The organism is Paraglaciecola sp. (genome assembly GCF_039964565.1).
GTDB lineage: Bacteria > Pseudomonadota > Gammaproteobacteria > Enterobacterales > Alteromonadaceae > Paraglaciecola.
The window spans coordinates 1-21471 of record NZ_JBDVXF010000050.1 but is presented as its reverse complement, the minus strand read 5'-3'; the positions used below and the strand labels follow the sequence as shown (position 1 = coordinate 21471).

The 21471-nt window shown below is 39.3% G+C and carries 18 protein-coding genes; 8 read left to right on the top strand and 10 right to left on the bottom strand.

Annotation, left to right across the window (positions count from 1 at the left end):
- Nucleotides 1-29: 29 nt before the first annotated feature.
- Nucleotides 30-1109 (bottom strand): glycine cleavage system aminomethyltransferase GcvT, encoded by a 1080-nt coding sequence (gene gcvT / locus ABJK37_RS24450; protein WP_348359364.1) that lies wholly within the window; start codon nt 1107-1109, stop codon nt 30-32.
- Nucleotides 1110-1254: 145 nt separating this feature from the next.
- Here gcvT and ABJK37_RS24445 point away from each other — a divergent pair, with 145 nt between their 5' ends.
- Nucleotides 1255-2109 (top strand): LysR family transcriptional regulator, encoded by an 855-nt coding sequence (locus tag ABJK37_RS24445; protein ID WP_348359361.1) that lies wholly within the window; start codon nt 1255-1257, stop codon nt 2107-2109.
- Nucleotides 2110-2683: 574 nt separating this feature from the next.
- Here ABJK37_RS24445 and ABJK37_RS24440 read toward each other — a convergent pair.
- The gene (locus ABJK37_RS24440) at nt 2684-3718 is read right to left on the bottom strand and encodes an XrtA/PEP-CTERM system-associated ATPase (protein ID WP_348359358.1); all 1035 of its coding nucleotides are present in this window, start codon (nt 3716-3718) and stop codon (nt 2684-2686) included.
- A 77-nt stretch (nt 3719-3795) separates the two neighbouring features.
- Nucleotides 3796-4437: a hemolysin III family protein gene (locus tag ABJK37_RS24435; protein ID WP_348359355.1), complete on the bottom strand. Its 642-nt coding sequence runs from the start codon at nt 4435-4437 to the stop codon at nt 3796-3798.
- A gap of 255 nt (nt 4438-4692) precedes the next feature.
- Between ABJK37_RS24435 and ABJK37_RS24430 the strand changes: the two genes are divergently transcribed.
- Nucleotides 4693-5004, top strand: a complete 312-nt coding sequence (locus ABJK37_RS24430; protein WP_348359352.1) for a GIY-YIG nuclease family protein — start codon at nt 4693-4695, stop codon at nt 5002-5004.
- Nucleotides 4994-7918 (top strand): bifunctional [glutamate--ammonia ligase]-adenylyl-L-tyrosine phosphorylase/[glutamate--ammonia-ligase] adenylyltransferase, encoded by a 2925-nt coding sequence (gene glnE / locus ABJK37_RS24425; protein WP_348359349.1) that lies wholly within the window; start codon nt 4994-4996, stop codon nt 7916-7918. Before ABJK37_RS24430 ends, glnE begins: the two co-directional genes overlap by 11 nt.
- A gap of 16 nt (nt 7919-7934) precedes the next feature.
- Here the strand turns inward: glnE and ABJK37_RS24420 are convergent, their stop codons facing one another.
- A complete protein-coding gene (locus ABJK37_RS24420) occupies nt 7935-8504 on the bottom strand; it encodes a toxin co-regulated pilus biosynthesis Q family protein (protein ID WP_348359402.1) in 570 nt (189 codons plus the stop codon).
- A gap of 75 nt (nt 8505-8579) precedes the next feature.
- Entirely contained in the window at nt 8580-9512 is a 933-nt protein-coding gene (gene lpxL, locus ABJK37_RS24415) for an LpxL/LpxP family Kdo(2)-lipid IV(A) lauroyl/palmitoleoyl acyltransferase (RefSeq protein ID WP_348359346.1), read from the bottom strand.
- A gap of 122 nt (nt 9513-9634) precedes the next feature.
- Here lpxL and ABJK37_RS24410 point away from each other — a divergent pair, with 122 nt between their 5' ends.
- From ABJK37_RS24410 to ABJK37_RS24395, 4 genes are all read left to right on the top strand, one after another.
- Nucleotides 9635-12778, top strand: a complete 3144-nt coding sequence (locus tag ABJK37_RS24410) for a response regulator (protein ID WP_348359342.1) — start codon at nt 9635-9637, stop codon at nt 12776-12778.
- A gap of 113 nt (nt 12779-12891) precedes the next feature.
- Nucleotides 12892-13398: a DUF3087 domain-containing protein gene (locus tag ABJK37_RS24405; protein WP_348359339.1), complete on the top strand. Its 507-nt coding sequence runs from the start codon at nt 12892-12894 to the stop codon at nt 13396-13398.
- 267 nt (nt 13399-13665) lie between these two features.
- Nucleotides 13666-15633 carry a bifunctional diguanylate cyclase/phosphodiesterase gene (locus tag ABJK37_RS24400; RefSeq protein ID WP_348359336.1) on the top strand — a complete coding sequence of 656 codons (1968 nt, stop codon included), beginning with the start codon at nt 13666-13668 and terminating at the stop codon, nt 15631-15633.
- 83 nt (nt 15634-15716) lie between these two features.
- Nucleotides 15717-16295 (top strand): thymidine kinase, encoded by a 579-nt coding sequence (locus tag ABJK37_RS24395; RefSeq protein ID WP_348359334.1) that lies wholly within the window; start codon nt 15717-15719, stop codon nt 16293-16295.
- A gap of 90 nt (nt 16296-16385) precedes the next feature.
- Here the strand turns inward: ABJK37_RS24395 and ABJK37_RS24390 are convergent, their stop codons facing one another.
- From ABJK37_RS24390 to ABJK37_RS24370, 5 genes are all read right to left on the bottom strand, one after another.
- Nucleotides 16386-16982 (bottom strand): hypothetical protein, encoded by a 597-nt coding sequence (locus tag ABJK37_RS24390; protein WP_348359331.1) that lies wholly within the window; start codon nt 16980-16982, stop codon nt 16386-16388.
- 360 nt (nt 16983-17342) lie between these two features.
- Complete coding sequence (gene ilvN, locus ABJK37_RS24385) at nt 17343-17840, bottom strand: acetolactate synthase small subunit (RefSeq protein WP_215928963.1); 498 nt, start codon at nt 17838-17840, stop codon at nt 17343-17345.
- Nucleotides 17840-19558, bottom strand: coding sequence for an acetolactate synthase 3 large subunit (locus tag ABJK37_RS24380; RefSeq protein ID WP_348359326.1), 1719 nt, complete (start codon nt 19556-19558; stop codon nt 17840-17842). Before ABJK37_RS24380 ends, ilvN begins: the two co-directional genes overlap by 1 nt.
- 194 nt (nt 19559-19752) lie before the next feature.
- On the bottom strand, nt 19753-20118 hold the full coding sequence (locus tag ABJK37_RS24375) for a DUF413 domain-containing protein (RefSeq protein WP_348359323.1): 366 nt from the start codon (nt 20116-20118) through the stop codon (nt 19753-19755).
- A 237-nt stretch (nt 20119-20355) separates the two neighbouring features.
- Complete coding sequence (locus tag ABJK37_RS24370) at nt 20356-20844, bottom strand: DUF4442 domain-containing protein (protein WP_348359320.1); 489 nt, start codon at nt 20842-20844, stop codon at nt 20356-20358.
- A 325-nt stretch (nt 20845-21169) separates the two neighbouring features.
- Between ABJK37_RS24370 and ABJK37_RS24365 the strand changes: the two genes are divergently transcribed.
- Nucleotides 21170-21471, top strand: a 302-nt coding sequence (locus ABJK37_RS24365; protein ID WP_348359317.1) for a hypothetical protein, incomplete at its 3' end; no start/stop codon positions are given.

Below are 21471 nucleotides of genomic sequence, written 5' to 3'. Positions count from 1 at the left end.
CCTATTTATATGTTTAATTATCTGTTTTCTTATAAGACACTTTTGCCATTTCTGACGAAGCTGGGTTTAACCACATTTACTGTAACCCACTTTTTGCGGATTTCAACTTCGGCGCTAGCGCCAACTGTTGCAGGTACACGGGCCATAGCAATGCTGTGACCTAGAGTAGGAGAAAATGTACCAGAAGTAATCACACCTTCGCCACCGCTAACGCGTACTTTTTGACCGGCCCGTAATACGCCTTTGTCGGTCATGACTAAGCCGACTAATTTATCTGTACCTTCAGATTTTTGTTGCTCTAATGCCTGCCGACCAACAAAATTTCTGTCTTTTGGCTCCCACGTAATTGTCCAAGCCATATTTGCGGCCAACGGTGAGACAGTTTCATCCATGTCTTGGCTATACAAATTCATTCCCGCTTCTAAACGAAGTGTATCTCTAGCTCCTAATCCGCAAGGTGCAACCCCTACATCAAGCAGCTTTTGCCAGTAATCGGCAGCATCAGCGGCTGGCACCATAATTTCGTACCCAGCTTCACCTGTATAGCCGGTGGTGGCGATAAATAAATCTTCAGCTTGAACGCCAAAAAAAGCTTTCATTCCTTCAACCGCTTCTTTTTGTGCGGCTGAAAATAATTCTGCGGCTTTGCTTTTGGCATTAGGACCTTGGACCGCTATCATCGCAAACTCAGGGCGTTCAGTGATTGTAACTTCAAATGCCTCAGCCTGCTTTAGCAACCAATTCATGTCTTTTTCGCGGGTAGCAGAATTAACCACTAAGCGATAATTAGTTTGGTCAAAATAATAAACGATAAGATCGTCTACCACGCCACCGGCTTCATTGAGCATGCCACTGTATAATGCTTTGCCTTTGTCTTGCAGTTTAACTACGTCGTTAGCCAGCAAAAACCGTAAATATCCTTGAGCGTCTTTACCAGTTACATCGACTATGGTCATGTGAGATACATCAAACATACCCGCATCTTTGCGCACTGCATGATGCTCTTCTATTTGTGAACCATAATTGATGGGCATTTCCCAACCATGAAAGTCGACCATTTTGGCCCCTGCTTCCAAATGTTTAGCATGTAAAACTGTTTTATTTGCCATGAAATACTATGTCCGTAGTGAAACTATGACAAAAGTATAGAGCTGCTAAACCACGACAACAAATTGAAATAAATAATGTTTACATTTACATTTCTTATGAATAATCGAATAATCATTTAAAACTCTTATTTAATTGGTTAGTTAAGTGAAACAGCTTTCTTTGGATAATTTGCGCACCTTTGTGGCTGTGGTAGATTTAGGCGGCTTTGCAAAAGCGGGCGAAAAACTCGGACTCACTCAACCTGCGGTAAGCCTACAAATAAAACGGTTAGAACAACAATTATCGAAACGACTGTTTGCCAAACAAGGGCAACGACAAATTGTTAATCAAGATGGCTTACAAGTGTATAAAACCGCGCAAACTATGCTGGAGTTAAACGACAGTATTTTTCGCCAATTTCAACCCATGTCTTTGAAAGGCAGATTACGACTAGGTATCCCAAGTGAATTTGCCACAACTCTACTTCCTAGCATCATTGGCGAATTTGGAAAGCTATATCCAGACGTGTCCCTAGAAGTGACCTCGGCGTTGAGCAAAACCTTGCTTAAGGATGAAAACCTCAGTGGTTTTGATCTTGTTTTAGCACTAGTAGATCCTGACGTAGAGGTGGACGGGCAAGTATTACTGATAGATAAGCTAGTATGGGTAGGCGATCGTAGTTTGGCTTATCCCCACGCTAACTTGTCTCTCGTTTTAGCGCCAGATGGCTGTGTATATAGAAGTAGAGTCATTAATAAGCTGAAACAACAAACCCAACAATGGCGAATAAGTTATACCAATGCCGATTTAAGTGGCATCACAGCAGCGATTAAGCAGGGTTTAGGCATTAGCGCTTTGGCCAAAAGTAGCGTGCCAAAACAATTGGATATCATTCAACATAATTACTTACCCAAGTTAGGCACTATTAAGATTTGTTTGTTTACCGGAAAATCACAACATCCCCATGCTAGCGTAAAATTAGCTGAATTTATTCAGTCAAAATTAGTACCAACATCTTAATACCAATTCATCTTATCAATTAATCGCTGGTGTTCTCCCTTTGGGCGAGGTTTAAAAGCACCTACTCTGCGTTGCTCGAACTTACAATAGAATAACTATTGCTTCATTCGAGCGCCTTGGTTCGGTATTCAAATTATTCTAAAAACAAAAAAACCATTGGATGTTGTTTAGTTTAAACAACATCCAATGGTTTTTTTAATACACTTATTTTAATAATCTTTAATAGCTAAGCGCGTTACTTAATAATGATTAACGCCACACAACTGACGATTAACATAAGTGACAACATTCTTTTACTATACTTTCCATGATAATAAGCTTTACGTCGTTCCTTGAACATTGGTCCATCAGGATGCGCTCCCGATGTTTGTCTTCTTTCACCAACTAAACGTTTCATAAAACACCCCAAACGGAACTAACTATACTAAAGATTACTGTTGATTAATTATTATACGATATAACCTTCGGATAAGATCTTAACCTTTTAGTTCATTTATTTCATCGGCTTTTTTAACAAAATCTTAACTAAATTCAAAATTAACGTGAAGTGCCGATTTTACGTGACGTATTTCAACTAATCATCTGACTTCAAACGCACATATGTTTTGTACTTTTTTTGTAACAAACGATCGATATAACGAGTCAGCTTAATTTTGTGACTAATAGCGTTGTCTAAAGCATCAACCAATTCTGTCAACATGGTTTTATAATACTCCACATCTTTAATTTGTCCGTCTTCTGTCGCACCATCTAAAATCCCTTTCGCCTTAGCTTGAGTTTGAGCTTGTTTTTCTGGCAAAAACATTTCGTCTGACACTTCTTTGATTACACTTTCGACTGCGTCTTCGTCAAAGGTTTCTAACTCTTCTAGAAAACCAAAAAGCAGAATTCTGTCCATAAGTGCGTTGATTTTTCGTGGGATACCATGAGTAAACTGGAAAATACGGTCGTAAGCTTCGGTAGAAAATAACGCTCTGCCATCCCAACCTGCATGTTGCATTCGATATTCAATGTATCCTTGGCATTCTGCATCAGTTAAAGGGGCTAAGTGGCATGACGCCACAATACGCTGCCTAAATTGTTCCATGTTTGGCGCACGAAGTATTGGTTGCAACTCTTCCTGCCCTAACAAAAAACTTTGTAGTAAGGGTTTCCCAGCGGCTTGGAAGTTAGACAACATACGTAATTCTTCGATAGTTTCCAATGGTAGATTTTGCGCCTCATCCACCAGCAACAATGCTCGTTTACCTTGGTTGTGAAGTGCCATTAAAAAGGTTTCAAGATCGTTGAGAATATCTGACTTAGTGCTGCCCTTAACGGGTACATTGAATTTGCTGGCTACCATTTTCACCAATTCATCCGGCGACAATTTTGGCGAAACAATTTGGGCGGCAACTATACCTTCCTGCATATCATGCAATAAACTATTGGCTATAGTGGTTTTACCGGTACCGATATCACCAGTAATCACGATAAAACCTTCGGCCTGTGATAATCCATATTGCAAATAAGACATGGCACGTTTGTGCCATTTACTACCAAAAAAGAAGCTAGGATCGGGCGTCAGTTGAAAAGGTTTAGAAGTTAGTCCGTAATAATTTTCATACATAATAGAAAGTCACTTTATCCTATGAGCTTTAGCAAGTTTATTGAGCTAGCTTAAGCCATCTTCCTAGCCCATAGCAATTAAATAACGTAACAATAAATACTCAAATAATGGCAGAGACTACCAGCGGCTACAAACACATGCCAAATAGCGTGAGTAAACTGTATTTTTTTACTCGCATAAAATACTGCGCCTACCGTATAACATAGGCCTCCAGCTAAAAGTAAGTAAAAGCCGTCAGTCTCCAGAGAATTGTACAAAGGATAAATAAAAAATACTGCCAGCCATCCCATCAACAAATAACTCATTAACGACATCTTAGGAAAACGGTTATTGGCAACGCATTTAAACACTACGCCAATAATTGCAATAGACCATATCAATACCATAGCCGCTAATCCTACCGTGCCGCCTACCGCTAAAACCATTAAAGGTGTGTAAGTGCCCGCTATCAGAATATAAATTGCACTGTGGTCGATGATCTTTAAGGTTTTTTTTATGTCAGGGTTACGTACTCCATGATATAGAGTAGAAGACAGAAACATCAGCATCATCGACATGCCAAAGATTAAACACGCAACTTGCGCAACGAGCCCATCGACTCGCATTAACATCAATATTAACCCTACAAAAGAAGCAATAAAGCCAACGCCATGGGTAATAGCGTTTATAGATTCTTCAAGAGGAGAATACGGGCGAGTCGTAATTTTGGGAGAAGTCATTAAACTTGATCTGAGGAATGAATGTTGAGTATTGGCAGTGTATAATTTGAGCGTACACTTGTACACTGAATAATGACTAATGCTGATATCAGGATGATGAATTCACTGTAAAAAAGCCAATAGATTATAATATTAAGCGGCCAATCAATTGGTTTATACAAGCGCATCGTCATTCCAAACATTAAGTACGCGCTAGTCGAATTTTTTCCATCATGTACAATCCTTGCAAATGATTACAACAGCATCGGTATTACAGTGACCCCGTGGTTCATCTACATAATCGAAAATAAACTGGGCCAGTTCTACACTGGCATTTGTACAGATATCGAACGACGCTTTGCAGAGCATCAATCTAACGGGCCTAAATGCGCTAAGGCGCTCAAAGGCAAGGGCCCTTTAACGCTGAAGTTTCGCTGTCATGTAGATAGTCGTTCGCAGGCATTAAAACTGGAAATGTGGATCAAAAAACTGAGTAAGACCAACAAAATTAAGTTGGTTAACAACTGTTTTTATGATGCCCCGATAAGAAATATGTTGCAGGAAGAGGATAACAAGAATGAAAGATAATATGCCAACATCTCTACCACATGAGCTAAAAGATCTAGGCAATGAGCGTTGGCAGGCACTGCAGTCCCACAAAGAGTTTTCTGTTGATTGCCAAAAATTTGCAGAGCAAATCAAAACAAGCTTTGCATTGAGTGATTTTATTTTTGAACAGTGTTTAAAAAATCCAGCTTGGTTAGATGAGTTACTCATTGACGGAGTTTTGTTTGCTGAACACATAGACTACCAAAACCTTCTCTCACAGTTACTACGTAAGGTGGATAACGAAGTCGATTTACACCGAAAATTGAGACAATTTAGAAACTTTCATATGCTAAGGCTCGCTTGGCGCGACTTAAACAACATGCAGTCGATTGAAAGTTCACTGGCACAAGTCTCAGACTTGGCGCGGCAATTAATCATTCAATCAAACAATTGGCTATATCAATTTTTACAGCCGCAGTTTGGGCTACCACAAGGTGAATTTGGCCCTCAGCCTATGCTGATTCTTGGCATGGGGAAATTAGGCGGTGGCGAACTGAATTTTTCGTCAGACATCGATTTAATATTCAGTTATCCAGCACAGGGGAGCACTTCTGGTGGAAGAAAGTCTATTGAACACCAACAATTTTTTACCAAACTAGCCCAAAAACTTATTTCTGCTTTAGATCAAATAACAGCAGATGGCCAAGTGTATCGAGTAGATATGCGACTCAGGCCATTTGGTGATAGTGGCCCTTTGGTAATGCATTTTGATGCGTTAGAAGATTATTACCAAGAACAAGGTAGAGACTGGGAACGTTATGCCATGCTCAAAGCTTCTATCTTAAATACTCCTTGCCCCTACTCTCAGCAGCTATCAGATATTTTACAGCCATTTATTTACCGTCGGTATTTAGACTTTAGCGCCATCGAATCATTGCGCAGTATGAAATCAATGATTGAACAAGAAGTTCGCAGACGCGGCCTCACCAATAATATTAAGTTAGGTGAAGGAGGAATAAGGGAAGCAGAGTTTGTTGTGCAAAGTTTACAACTTATCAATGGCGGACGAGAACCCAGCCTAAAAGTACAAAGCCTGCAATTGGCATTATCGGAACTAGTAAAATTACAAATAATTCCGGAGCAAAGCGCGTCAGATTTATTGCAAAGTTACTTATGGCTTAGAAAAGTAGAGCACTGTTTACAACAATTTTCCGATAAACAAACTCAGGTATTACCTAGCAATAATACGGATCAAAACCGCTTAGTAGCCGTATTAGAAATCAAGGATTATCAAGTTTTACTACAAGATTTGGCAAGGCATTGTGGCATTGTCCACCAGCAATTTTCGCTATTAGTCAGAGAGGACTCTGTATTAGAAGATGACGTGGCCGACGAACAACAGCAAGGCGCTAAGGATCTTTGGCAATTACAACTAACTGCACAAGAAACGCAGAGTATTTTGAATCATTGGCAGTTGCAAGATGAAGTCACGGTAACGACTGGCTTACCAATTGGTGAAGAAGTGCACCAACAAATAGAAAGGTTTAAACAAAGTCTAACTAAACAGCGCATTGGACAAAGAGGACTCACAACACTCCATAACTTGATGCCTGTCATTATTCATAAAATCTTAAGTTCTAGCGCGAACAATCATGTTGAATTATTTAAGCGCGTTTTTTCTGTCTTGCAGGCAATCCTTGGTCGTACAGCGTATTTACAACTATTATTTGAAAACCAAGCGGCATTATTTCATTTAGTTAAACTCTGCGCTGCAAGCCCTTGGGTTACCGAACAAATCGCACGTTTTCCGCTGTTGCTAGATGAGCTACTCAATCCAATTTCTTTATATCAACCAGTGGCTTTTAACCAATATGCTGATGAACTTCGTCAGGCATTATTGCGGGTTGAGCCGGAAGATCTGGAACTGCAAATTGAAACGCTGCGTCAGTTTAAATTGACTCAACAATTAAAAATTGCTGCGGCGGATATTTCTAACGCTTTACCCATAATGCAAGTCAGCGATCACTTAACCCATTTGGCCGAGGCCATTATTGTTCAGGTAATTGACATAGCTTGGCTGCAAATTACCGCTAAGCATGGCGTTCCGGTTTGTGAAAATCATGGTCCCAAGACTATACAGGACAAAGGAATGGCGGTATTGGGATATGGTAAATTGGGAGGGTGGGAACTAGGTTATGGTTCAGACTTAGATTTAGTTTTTATACACAATTGCGATGGACAGCATTCGACCAATGGTGAGAAACCCATAGGTGCCACGGCATTCTACATCAAACTTGCCCAACGTATTTTACACATATTTACGATTAAAACGGGTTTAGGCCTACTCTACGACATAGACATGCGACTTCGGCCGTCAGGTAACGCTGGGTTACTGGTTTGCCATGTGGATGGTTTTGCGACCTATCAAACTGAAAATGCGTGGACTTGGGAACATCAAGCACTGGGTAGGGCCAGATTTATAACTGGTGGCTACGAATTGCAGCAACGCTTTAGTGCAATACGACTAGATATTCTATCGAAACCAAGACAGTTAAAAGAGTTAGCTCAAGAAGTGGTCTCGATGCGCATTAAAATGCGCGATCATTTAGCCAAAGGCACGGCACAGCATATTGATTTAAAACAAGATGCTGGCGGCATCGCAGATATCGAGTTTATTGTGCAATTTATGCTTTTGGCGCATACCTGTTCTTATCCTAGCCTTGCCAAGTGGCCAGACAATGTGAGAATTTTAGCCGACTTAGCAAAACTGTCGTTAATTACCCAAACTGAAGCAGACATTTTGATCCAAGCTTATTTAGAATATCGTAATTATGCCCACAGGTTAGCCTTACAAAATGCAACTTTAGTTGCAGCCAACGACGCCCTGAGCGATTTGCAACAACAGGTTAAATCTATTTGGCAAAAATATTTACTGGAGCCAGTAGCAGTGTAAAACGTGATGGGTCACTTTATTTACGTGCTAGTGCACATTGTTTTTCTAGGTATTCAGAAGATGTTGCAGTAATCACTAGTGAACGCTGTCGCGGGCACATATAAGCTTTGACCTCTCCATTAAAGTTGGCATCAATTGCATCGGCGATAATTTTTAAACTACCGAGAATCGAATCATCTAGTTGAAAAGGATGTTTGACAATAAAGTCTTGGTCAAGCTCCCAAATGACTTGCATACCTTCAGACTGAGCATAATCGGTTATAGCACTTCTGAGCGTGCTGCCTGCTTTAAACATCCGATGTTTATGTTCCCCTACCCACCTGCCAGATATGGGCTTTTGCAAACTTTCCATTTTTTGCAAACGTTCGCCGAGAGGTTTTTCCGAGGTTTTCACCTCCATAACAAAATCACCTAATTCTTCTTCACGTGGATGGCGAGAAGACAAACGGTAATCTTCATAAAAATTACTCATGTTATTGGCAATCGTTTTTTTACCCATTTTTCCTTCTGGAAGCACAGATGATTGGTTACTTTGTTGCATGAGTAATACTGCCGCCGCAATGGCGATAATGATAATCGCCAACATAAAGTGCTTCAGCCAAAATAAAGAATTAGATACTTGTTTCGTTTTTCTCATTACACCTATTTACGGTTAACCTCACTAATCATACAAAGATGGATCATCAGCATTTGGTCTGGTCTTAAAACGCTTATGCATCCACAAATATTGTTCTGGCGCTAACATCACCATTTTTTCAATCATCTTATTAATTCGAGTCACATCATACTTATCGTCACCAGAGGGGAAATTCTCCAGTCCCGGCAGTGCAATAATTTTATAGCCTTTAGGCGTTCTTATTGAGACTAAAAATATTGTTTCGCAATTTGCTTGCTCTGCAAACAACAAAGAGCCTTTAGTTGTTGCCATATCATTGACAGCAAAAAATGGGGTAAATTCACATCTAGTGCGGCCATAATCTTGATCAGGTAAGTAAATACACAACTCGCCGTCATCCAACGCGTGAATCAGCCCTCGCACATTCCGTTTGTGAACCATATATTTATTGGCTCGATTACGACCGTAATACTGCATGTACTCCATAAGACGATTATTGTGTTTGCGATAAAACACAACAGAGGGATATTCACGACCTAATATTCTGCAGGCAAATTCTAGGTTCATATTGTGAATTGCGTAAGCTAACACGCCTTTACCTTTCGCCAGAATTGCTTCGATATGTTCGCGTCCTTCAAATTCCGCCACACCATTTACGCGCCAAGAAGGCCACCACCACCCCATGCTGGTTTCGAGAATTGCCAAACCTGCATTGTCGAGATTAGCCTTTAACATTGCCGCTTGTTGTTGCTCACTAAGCTCAGGAAAGCACAATTCAATATTTCGCTTAGCAATGTGATAACGTTTTTTTGCCACTACTTTAAGTAGCCTTCCCAGTAATTTACCTATATAAATCTGAAGCTTATAAGGTAACCAAGAAATACTGTAAAGAATAAAAATGCTCAACCAAGTTAGCCAATATTTTGGTAACAAAAACTCAATTTCAAACTCAGGAGCGACTACTTTTTTTGCTGACAAACCGTTCTCCAACTAATTCATTGCTGCTAGTTTAATACGGAAAACCAATTGGAAACATGAAAAAGTGCTAAGCTGATAAACGATAGTTATGAGTAACTCTGTCAGTGAAGGTTGAAGATGTAATGGAATATAATAAAATCGTAAAACCCAATGCCAAAAAAATCGAAAAGATTCAGCGTCTCCAAGCTATATTAGACTCAGTATCCAGTGCTGTTTTTGAAGTTTCGCCACTCGGCGAAATACTTTTTGCTAATCACGCAGCGGTAACGATGTTTGGTTATACGCTCGAAGCGTTCGAACATTTGACTATCGCAGACTTGGTCCCCAAACGATATCACGCAGGGCATCAACAATACGTTAAGCAATTTTTCAAAACTAGTAAAGAACGCTATATGGGTAAAGGAGAGGCGTTTCCAGCACTTCGCGAAAATGGTCAAGAATTTTTTGTCACTATCAACCTAAAACCTTCTTTTTACGAACAACAAAATACAGTTATCGCCACCCTTACTGAATCGTCCAAATTAAAAGATACACAAGAACAATTAGATAGCACAAACCAACGATTAAAGATCGCCAGAGAAGCATCACAAATTGGCGTGTGGGAGCTTAATATTGAAACGAATCAGCTAATTTGGGATGAGCAAATGTTTTTGCTTTATCAACAAAACCCTGATGAATTCACTGGAGATATTTCACATTGGCAACACTCTATTCATCCAGAAGATAAAGAAGCTGTTCTTGCAACCTTGGAATTAACGATTCAAAGAACTAGAAAACTTGACACTACTTATCGAATAATCACACCTAGTAACCAAGTACGTTACATAAAAGCATATGGACACGCAGTATGTGACCAAAACGGAAAAGTAAATAAAGTTATTGGTGTGAACTACGATCTGACTGAAAACTTCATCGCTCAAGAAAATCTGCAACAGAGCCTGAAAGAAAACTTAGTACTAGCCAAAGTCGCGGAAGAAACGATTAATGCTGTCGTTTTGACAGATGTTCAAGGAAAAACGACTTGGGTGAATAAGATGTTCACTCAAATTAGTGGGTATCGCTTAGACGAGGTCATCGGCCGTAAGCCAGGCGAACTATTACAAGGTGTAGATACCGATCCGCAAACCATTAGAACAATGAGCGAAGCGGTTAGAAACAAGCAAGGTTTTAATGTTGATATATTAAACTACCATAAAAATGGTACTCCTTATTGGTTACAAATAAGATGTAAAACATTATACGAACACCAAAATCTGGTTGGGTTTATGGCGATTCAAACCGACATAACCGAAGCAAAAAGGCTCGAAAAAGAAAGGCAATCGCAGCAAGAGTTATTAGAGCGCACCGGGGACATGGCAAAGCTCGGAGGTTGGGAACTTGATTTATTGACCAATAAGATTGTTTGGTCTGACGTTGTGTATAACATTCATGAATTACCCATTGGTTCAGAAATTGATTTAGAAAACGCACTAAATTTTTATCCTCTAACCTCTCGAGTCAAAGTAGAGAAAGCGATGACTTTGGCTACAGAGAGCGGCATACCATGGGATATTCAGACCCCTTTTATTACCGCTCGAGGTAATAATATTTGGGTCCGTTCTGTAGGTTATGCCGAATTAACAAAAGGCAAAGTAACCTGTCTTAGGGGCGCTTTTCAGGACATCACCGAGTTAAAGAAAGCTGAAGAAAAGGCTAAACAGGCTAGTCGGGCAAAAAGTGATTTCTTGGCTAATATGAGTCATGAAATTCGCACCCCAATTAACGGTATATTGGGGATGAACGATATACTTTTGAGCACGGACTTGGACCCAAATCAACGCCACTTTGCGCAGCTCGTCAAAATTAGTAGCCATTCACTATTACATCTAATTAACGACATCTTGGATTTTACAAAAATAGAAGCAGGTAAGCTTGATATTGAAATACAGGAAATTGATTTATACGCATTACTAGGTGAGACAGTTGATGAAATGGCCGCTCGGGCACATGACAAAAATCTAGAATTGGTTTTGGATATTATTCCAAACATACCTCAATGGGTAAAAATCGATCCAAACAGAGTGAAGCAAGTTTTAAACAATTTACTGATCAATGGGATTAAATTTACAGAAAAAGGTGAAGTGGTTCTAAAGGTAGACTTTAGTAGCGACCACGTGATTTCGTTTACCGTCACTGATACCGGGAAAGGAATCGCCAAAGACAAACAAGCACAGCTATTTACTAAGTTCATGCAGGTTGATAACTCCAGCACCAGAGAATATGGCGGAACAGGTTTGGGCTTGGCTATCAGTAAACAATTAAGCGAGATGATGGGTGGTACAATAAGTGTGTCAAGTAAAGAGCATCGCGGATCTTCTTTTTGTTTTACTGTCACATCTAAGCCAACAAGCCAATCTTCGACGGTATCAACAGAAAAGATGTTAGAACCTTTACGTGGAGAAAAATTCCTAGTTGTAGATGCCAACAACAGTGTGAGGCAAGCTATAATTAATTTTCTCACTCCCGGAGAAATAGAAGTTCATTGCGTAAACAATGCCTTTGAAGCACTCCAATCTCTGAGAAATGCCAATGACGCAAAGCAACCATTCAATTTTGTGATTGTTGACTTAGCCCTTGAAGGAATGAATGGTATAGAATTGAGTAAGGCAATTAGAGCCGATGAGCGTTTCGTCCAATTAAAAATATTATTGATGGCCGCCCAAGCCGATGCAAGCATTTCACAGCAAAATGCGCCTATAAAGATCAATGCATATCTTGGAAAACCACTCAAACCAGCTCCTCTTATTTCAGCACTCCTCACATCTACAGGTTCAAAACTCGGTCAAGGTAACATTAAAGAACAACCGACTACCTCACCCGATATAACAGCCAGTAAACAACCTAATATTTTGGTTGTAGAAGATAATAGTATTAATCAGCAAGTCGTAATAGAAATGCTTAAAGGATTGAATTGCCAATATCAAGTTGCCGAAAATGGTCAAGAAGCCATACATATCTTAGAAAACTATTCTGCTCCCTTTGATTTAATTTTGATGGACTGTCAAATGCCAATAATGAATGGCTTCGACACAACCAAATATATTCGAGCCAACAAAGATAAACAATTTGATAGAGATATCCCAATAATTGCATTAACCGCAAACGCGATGAAAAGTGACGATACCAAATGCTTTGCTGCTGGAATGGACGATTACTTAGCTAAGCCTTTTTTATCAGAACAGTTAGCTAAAGTAATTTATAAGTGGATGCCCAAAATAGTTCGTTAAAAATGTAAGTACAGATTGGCTCTGTAATTACAGATCTCAATGACCGATTGTGAGCAAACTTTAAAATAGATACTATTGTGATTATCTAGCTTACGTTAAATCCATTAGACAAAATGCCACTCATTGAAATTAATAAATCTCGTTATCGTCGCCATCTAAATTTAGTGATAATCGGGTGCATTACCAGCTTAGCAATAGGCAGTTTAGCCATCTCCCAAATTTTAATTTTTCTGTTTCCTGATGAAAGTGGCCGACATTTTCATTGGAACTTGTTGGGTGTCGTTATTGCTAGCTTGAGTTTAATTGGATTACTCAATAAATTCCGGCGCCACAACTTTATGGCGGAAGTAGTTTACGTATGGGAACTAAAGCAAACCCTCAATAAAATAAATCGAAAAATGCCTAAGCTCAAAATTGCAAGCAACGCTGGAAATGCCGATGCAATGCTTGCTATTCAATATAGTTATGCAGGTTCTCGCTTGTTATGGCACCTAGATGATAACACCATAGTTTTGGATGAATTAACTATTCAACAAATTGAGCTTGATCGCATCGCCGCAAAGTTTAATTTAACCCTAAATGCACAGGACTACGAAGAGAGTCTCTTAGGGCAATTTTGATCCGCTCGGAATCATCAAAATACAATGAACACAGTTTAAATATTTATGCGTAAATTTTATAAATGAATAATCAACAGCGTTGCTATCGTTTATTCAAATTAAGCTAGACTAATCTACGACTATCATTAGAATGGTCATAAATGCTACCTAAAAATCCATTAAATTTTATATCTGAAGAGGTGTTCTTAATGGTTTGTTTTCGTAAGGTGTAGTTATATCAAAACCAACATTGACCTCCAAAAAGCCTCTCATTTAGACGCTGCTAAATTGTTGTATGATAATGGTTCACCGGGAATACTCATCAGCGCGCTAGCAAGCAGTGTGTTGATATTTGGGCTTAGTGATGTGCAAACTCACTCAAGTCGATTAATCTGGTGGTTTTCACTCAACACAATTTTGCTTTTGCGGCTATTTGATCTAGTTGAATGGAAAATCAAAAGTAGTAAATCTCTTTCGTCTGGCATATTAGGCATACAACGTTACGCTTTAGGCAGTATTGCAACAGCAATCTCGTGGTCGTTATACGTTGTGATATTTTATAACCAACTGAATAACATCGAGCTATTTTTGCCAATGATGATTATATGTTGTTTGGCTGGCGGCTCCGCTTCTTTACTGTCTCCTAGTCGCTTTCTATCCATCACTTATACGGTGATTTTACTGCTTCCCATGTCTCTAGTAGGGATTTTCTCGGAGTTGCAGCATAGACAAGTTTTAGGCCTGTTAACGCTGGGATTTACTTTGATAATGTTGCTAACATGCATCAAAGCATCGCGCTTTACTTTGAAAGCAATCCATCAAAAAAACCTCAATTCTTTACTCGTTGAAGATATGGAAAAAGAGAAAAATCATGTTGCTAAAGCCAATCAAGAACTAGAGGTCACATCAAGTGAACTCAATCAAGTTAATATTAATTTGGAAGACGAAGTAAAACGGCGAACCGATGAAATATATCAACTCAGTAATGTCGACCCTTTAACACAATTGGTTAATCGTAAAGCCTTCACAGCCAGCCTTGAGGAATTGATTGAACAATCAATTATTAAAGATAGTCCATTAGCATTATTGTTTATCGATCTAAATGGTTTCAAAAAAATTAACGATACTATGGGTCACAAGGTCGGTGACAGCGTTTTAGTCAAAGTTACCCAGAGAATTTCGGCGTTTACAGAAAATAACCGCGCTGGGCGCTGGAACGGAGATGAATTTTTAGTGGCTTTACCCTACAGCGATCAAGACACTGCGATGTCTATCGCCAAGGCTATTGCGACAAGCATAACCCAACCCATTTTTGTACATGGCAATGAGTTACATCTGTCTGCTTCAATCGGAATTGCCATGGCTCCCGCGCATAGTTTGTCTGCCACTGAACTTATCCAACTAGCTGACCTTACTATGTGTGAACAAAAACGGTCAGGTAACAAACGTCCTCGTATGTTTTCAAATGATCTAAAAGTTAGAATCACTGCATCTCAGATGATTTTGGAAGGTCTACAACATGCGATAGAAAGAAAACAATTATTCTTATGTTACCAACCGATACAATCGGCAAAAGATAATGTGTCTTTTGCTTTTGAAGCGCTATTGAGATGGAACTTCAACGGAAAATTTATTGGTCCTGATGTGTTTATTCCACTAGCTGAAAAGTCAGGATTAATTAAAGAAATAGGCGCCTGGGTATTAAATCGCGCCTGTATGGACGCCTGTCATTGGCAGTTCAATCAACAAGCGGCAGTATCTGTTAATGTGTCGGTTATTCAATTGATGGATGACGGTTTTATTCGACTATTGGATAACTGCCTTCGTAGCAGTGGTTTAGCGCCAGAAAGATTACACCTTGAAGTAACAGAGTCTACTTTTGTTGAAAACAAGGTTAAAATTCGACAACTATTGCAACAAATTCAAGCTCGTAAGATTGATGTATCAATTGACGACTTCGGTACCGGGTATTCGTCGTTATCGCAACTTCAATCACTACCGGTTAACTACGTCAAAATAGATAAGTCGTTTGTTGATAATATTGAAGGGAAAGGCGAAGCCATAATCCGAGCAACACTGTTCATTGCTCGGGAACTTAATTGCCAGACCATTGCTGAAGGGGTCGAAACAAAAGAACAAGCCATAGCGTTATCTGCTATGGGAGTGGATTATCTGCAAGGTTATTATTTTGCTAAACCTATGAAAAATGAAGACCTTACTATTTGGCAAAATCCCATTACTAACATTTTTTCGTAAACTTAATCGCGAGTTTCTATTGATGATGTTAATTTGTCTCCAATAAGGGCAAAATAGTGGTTTTGTAATGAGATAAATAATTCATGGCGCAGCTTTACTTCTACTATTCGGCAATGAACGCTGGCAAATCTACTTCTTTACTCCAATCTGCCTATAACTATGCCGAAAGAGGTATGAAGGCTGAAATTTTCACAGCCGCATTAGATAATAGATATGGCACGGGTAAAGTAGCCTCTAGAATAGGCTTAGAATCGGCAGCGCACCTTTTCAATCCTCATACGAATATACAATCTGCGGTAGAAACACTTCTAACTAAAGACAAGGTAGACTGTCTGTTTATTGATGAAGCACAATTTCTAACTAAACAACAAGTACAGCAACTAATCTATGTTGTAGATAATCTTAATATTCCTGTATTGGCCTATGGTCTGCGAACAGACTTTTTAGCAGAAACCTTCGAGGGTAGCCGTTATCTTTTAGCTTGGGCAGACAAGTTAATAGAGTTAAAAACAATTTGTCACTGCGGCCGCAAAGCGACATTTGTGGTTAGGATTGACGAAAGTGGTCAAGCAGTAAAAGAAGGTGAACAAGTGGAAGTAGGCGGAAATGATAGATACGAATCAATGTGCAGACAACACTTCGCCGCGCTTGTTTGGCAATAACTTATCAATATTCACTCATTTAAACATATAAAAAAGCAAACAGTTCTCACTGTTTGCTTTTTAGTAACAGTTAATAATCTAACAATAAAATTATTGAGCCGACTTTTCAGAAATATAGTTTATGACGCTTGTCGCTTCACGAGATTTGAAGAAATCTTCCAAGCTTTCACCTGCACAAGTCACGTTATCAGCTTCAAGTACGTTACCCATTACTTCTTTTTTGGTAAATCCTAAAGAGCCGATTTGACTGCTTAGTGCACGCTTAAACAAATTAACATTGTTAGTCACAGCAGACTTACAGAAGTTTTTAAAGTCTCTATCACCAACAAACTTATATTTGCTGCTTGATGCTGTAGCAACTTTAGGCTCTGCACCTGTTAAATAATCAGCGATATCTTGTGAGCCACGAGTCTTTGAAAATTCAACTAGACTTTGACCAGAACATTCAAAACTATCAGCGCTAGTTAAAAGCTTCAACATTTTATTTTTGCTGGCACTTAAACGAAAACCATGTTGTCTTACATTCTTTTTAAATAGACTTAAATCATTAGTTGCAGCCGCTTGGCAAAGTTCTGCGTATTGAGTATCACCAACAAACTTGAAGTTTTTAGCGCTTTTTAGAGAAGCGCTTGCATTGAATGATAACGTAGCTGCACAAATAACAGTGGTCAAAAGTAACTTTTTCATAATAACACTCCGGTAATTTAAGGTATTTAGTTAGGGTTGCTGGCTTTATTGCTCAACCTGATGAAACTAAGTGTAATTAAATTACAAAAATATGTTGTTTTTTTTCTGATTGTTTTTGATTAATGAATTGTAAAAAAGATAAAACCAAGATCAACAACATTGTAAACCTTTGTTTTTAATAACCTTAATGGTTTTATATATTTCATTTTAGAATAGACTTAGTGTAATTAAATATTAAAAATACTGTAATTAAATTACATAAATTAACTTTATTGGCTAATTTGGACGATTTTATTGAAAATTACTTACAAAAAAAGCCCGTTAGGGCTTTTTATTTCATATAAAAGAATGTTTATGGACTTATGGACGTAGCGCTTTTTCACCTCTAGCCAACCCACACACTCCCGTTCTTGATGCTTCGATAATCTCAGTACTTTGACTCAACGCATGTGCAAACGCGTCAAGTTTGTCACTGGTACCAGTAACCTGAATCGTATAGTTGTTGGCATCAACATCAACAATTTGCGCTCTAAATATATCAACATTACGCTTAACTTCTGCACGAACAAGTTCACTGCGGGTTGCAACCTTAACCAGCATGAGTTCTCGTTCAACGTGATGGCCGTCAGATAAATCAGACACTTTTAATACGTCGATTAGCTTATTAACTTGTTTTGTGATTTGTTCAATGACTTTGTCATCTGCAACCGTAACAATTGTTAAACGAGACAAACTTTTGTCGTCTGTTGGCGCGACACACAAAGAATCTACATTAAACCCACGCTGCGAGAAGACCCCGACTATACGTGATAATGAACCCGGCGCGTTTTCCATTAATACAGAAATAATTCTTCTCATTATGTGCGCTCCGTCTTACTTAATCGCATGTCATCCATTGCACCAAATTTAATTTGCATGGGATAAACATGTTCATTTTGATCTATTTCAATGTCCATAAATACTAATCTATCTTTAGCTGCAAAACATTTAGCCATTGCTTCATCTAATTCTTCTGGCTTGGTTACTCTAATACCTACATGCCCATAAGCTTCAGCCAACTTAACAAAATCTGGCATTGAATCCATATAGGAATGGGAATGACGACCTTTATAGATCATATCCTGCCATTGGCGAACCATACCTAAGGCGCGGTTGTTTAAAGAGATTATCTTTATAGGCAAGTTGTATTGCATACAAGTGGCCAATTCTTGAATATTCATTTGAATACTACCATCACCCGTTACCACAGTAGACACCGCTTCAGGATGAGCCATTTGAACTCCCATTGCAGCTGGCAATCCAAAGCCCATGGTGCCTAACCCGCCAGAGTTGATCCAGCGTCTAGGTTTTGCAAACGGATAATAAAGCGCAGCAAACATTTGATGCTGACCTACATCTGAACTGACATATGCATCTCCATTGGTATGTTTATATAAAGATTCAATGACTTCTTGCGGTTTGATTAACCCATCACCTTTTTTATATTCTAAACACTTACGAGAGCGCCACTGATTAATCTGTTCCCACCAATCAGCCACTTTTGCTTGCTGGGCCTTAGCATCAATTTTGCCCATCTCTTTAAGTAATTGTTTTGCCACTTCATCAACACTGCCAACAACGGGCACATGTGCACCAACAATCTTAGAAATGGAAGCAGGATCAATATCAACATGAATGATGTTGGCATGTGGACAGAACTTATCAACATTGTTGGTTACGCGATCGTCAAAGCGCGCGCCTAACGCCAAAATACAATCAGCATTATGCATCGCCTTATTGGCTTCCAATCTACCGTGCATACCCAACATACCGACAAACTGTTCATGGACAGACGAGAATGCTCCTAGCCCCATCAAAGTAGACGTCACAGGCGCATTCAGTTTTTCAGCGATCTCTGTTACCAAATCACTGGCTTCGGCTGATATAGCTCCTCCACCTACGTATAAAATGGGTCTTTTCGATTCCAATAAAGTCTTTACTGCTTTCTTAATCTGCTTGTTGTGCCCTTTAAGCGTCGGATTATATGAACGCATAGTGACATCTTCAGGGAATTGATAAGGATGTTCTTCTGATACATTGACTATGTCCTTAGGTAAATCGACCACTACAGGACCAGGACGACCAGTATTGGCAATGTAGTAAGCCTTGGCGATAGCTTCAGGTATATCCACTGCACGTTTAACCAAAAAACTATGTTTAACTATGGGTCTCGAACAACCTACCATGTCAGTTTCTTGGAATGCATCTTCGCCAATGTGCATAGACGGAACTTGCCCAGATAACACAACCATTGGAATCGAGTCCATAAATGCAGTAGCAATACCTGTTATGGTATTCGTTGCACCCGGACCAGATGTGACTAAAACGGTACCAGTTTCACCGGTTGATCTGGCATAGCCATCCGCCATATGCGCTGCAGCTTGTTCGTGACGGACGAGGACATGTTCGACATCTTGTTGGGCATATAATGCATCATAAATATCAAGTACAGCACCACCTGGGTAGCCGAAAACATGTTTTACCCCTATATCTTTTAGCGTCCGCACAACCATTGCGGCGCCTGACATCATCTCCATCAGAATCACTCCAGAACTATATTATTTAAAAACGAAGGGGCACTATACGTGAGCAATTAGGAAACTTAAACATGAAAAACGATAAAAGTGAGATGTATATCCCAATATAGACATATATTAGGATGATACCTCTAAAAACACTTAATTCCACAACCTGAATTAGGATAAAGTTACATTATATTAACAATTGAGGACTAATCATCTATTTCTACTTCCAAATCGTCCTTTATGGTGTCGTCATCTTCGACTGCAGCTGGTCGATGATTGCCATAAACGCTACCAAGTTTTGGACGGTTTATGCGTTTTTGATATTTCACCCATGCTTTTTCAGCAGCACCTTCTGGCTCTTTCTTACCAAATGCCGCGGCTAACAAGTTATTGTCATCATTTGTCTCAGGTTCGATTTGACCATCAACTAACGCAGCAATTAAACATCCATATTCAGACAATGCTTTGCTTTCACTAATAGAAAAATCTCCAGAACGAGAAAATCCATAGGGATAATTCTTCGTATCTTTGAACATACGTTTGACTAAAAATTCTCTAGTAAGTTTTGCCATTACAACCCCCACAAAATAAGTTAATTAGATTTATGATCACTGAGTAAAAAAACACTGATACTAAGAGCATTAAAAGGCTAGCACTCTCGTCTGGTTTAACTTGCTTTATAATTTAAAATCAAAATCTGTCAACTATTTTTGTGTGAATTTTTGGTTTCATTTACTCGATATTTCAAATCAATCTGAAGGAGATATGAATGTATTAAAAAATACATATACCAGTTGTTTTACTTTGTTCTAGCTTTTTGTGATCCAAGCCCAAATCATTTCACATTCAACAGGCTCAATTCCTAGTGCATCAGTAACCTGAACTGTGACACTCACTTCGCCTTTTTGAGCTGTTTGCATCAACGTTATTTGTTCGTCAGTTAAGCTGGCAACAGCAATCATGTCTCCCGTAGCTCGTTTGACATAGTTTAGCTCCATGCGTTTAATCAAAGGTAACTTATCACCTGGCAAGTTGATGCCAACAATAAACCCCGTGCATGATTCAGCCAACAACGCCATTGCTGCGGCATGAACGCTTCCAATGTGATTCTGCGCTTTTCGGCTATTTTTCTGACGATATGTCGCTGTTTTTCCATCTGTGTGCAGCACTTCAATTCCGGTAGTACTTGCTAATTTAACTTTGTACCGAAACATCCACGTCATTAACTTGGCACTTAGCCATTGCGGATATTGATTAACTTTATCAACAAATGTTCTTAAAGGATTGCTTACAGCCATGATTTCTTTACCTCTGGTTTGACCAGTATCAATTATGAATTTGTATCAAATCAATAGCAATGCATTTGTCGATGGCTACTAGTTTATCTGATTGAACAAAAAGACTATGAGTTGAAATCTGCTTTTGAGGGACGCATTGCTGAAAAAATATTACCCAAGCATTCAACCCAAGTGTGATTAATAAGGTTGTTTAAAGATTTTTAAAACTGTGGTTACGTTAATTTTCCAACGTAAAAATTTGAAGCGGGAACAAGATGCGAATTGGTCACCACGTGACGGCCACCTCATGGTTGCGTGCCTCTTGGGGTCGCCTAAATGGTATAACTTGAATCTAATCTTTACTGAGATGAAACATTGGAGTGGGAAACGAGATGCGATACCCACAACGGCAGTTGTCGCGCCCCCCTTGGGGTCGCCTAAATGGTATAACTTGAATCTAATCTTTACTGAGATGAAACATTGGAGCGGGAAACGAGATTCGATACCCACAACGGCAGTTGTCGCGTACCCCTTGGGGTCGCCTAAATGGTATAACTTGAATCTAATCTTTACTGAGATGAAACATTGGAGCGGGAAACGAGATTCGATACCCGCAACGGCAGTTGTCGCGTACCCCTTGGGGTCGCC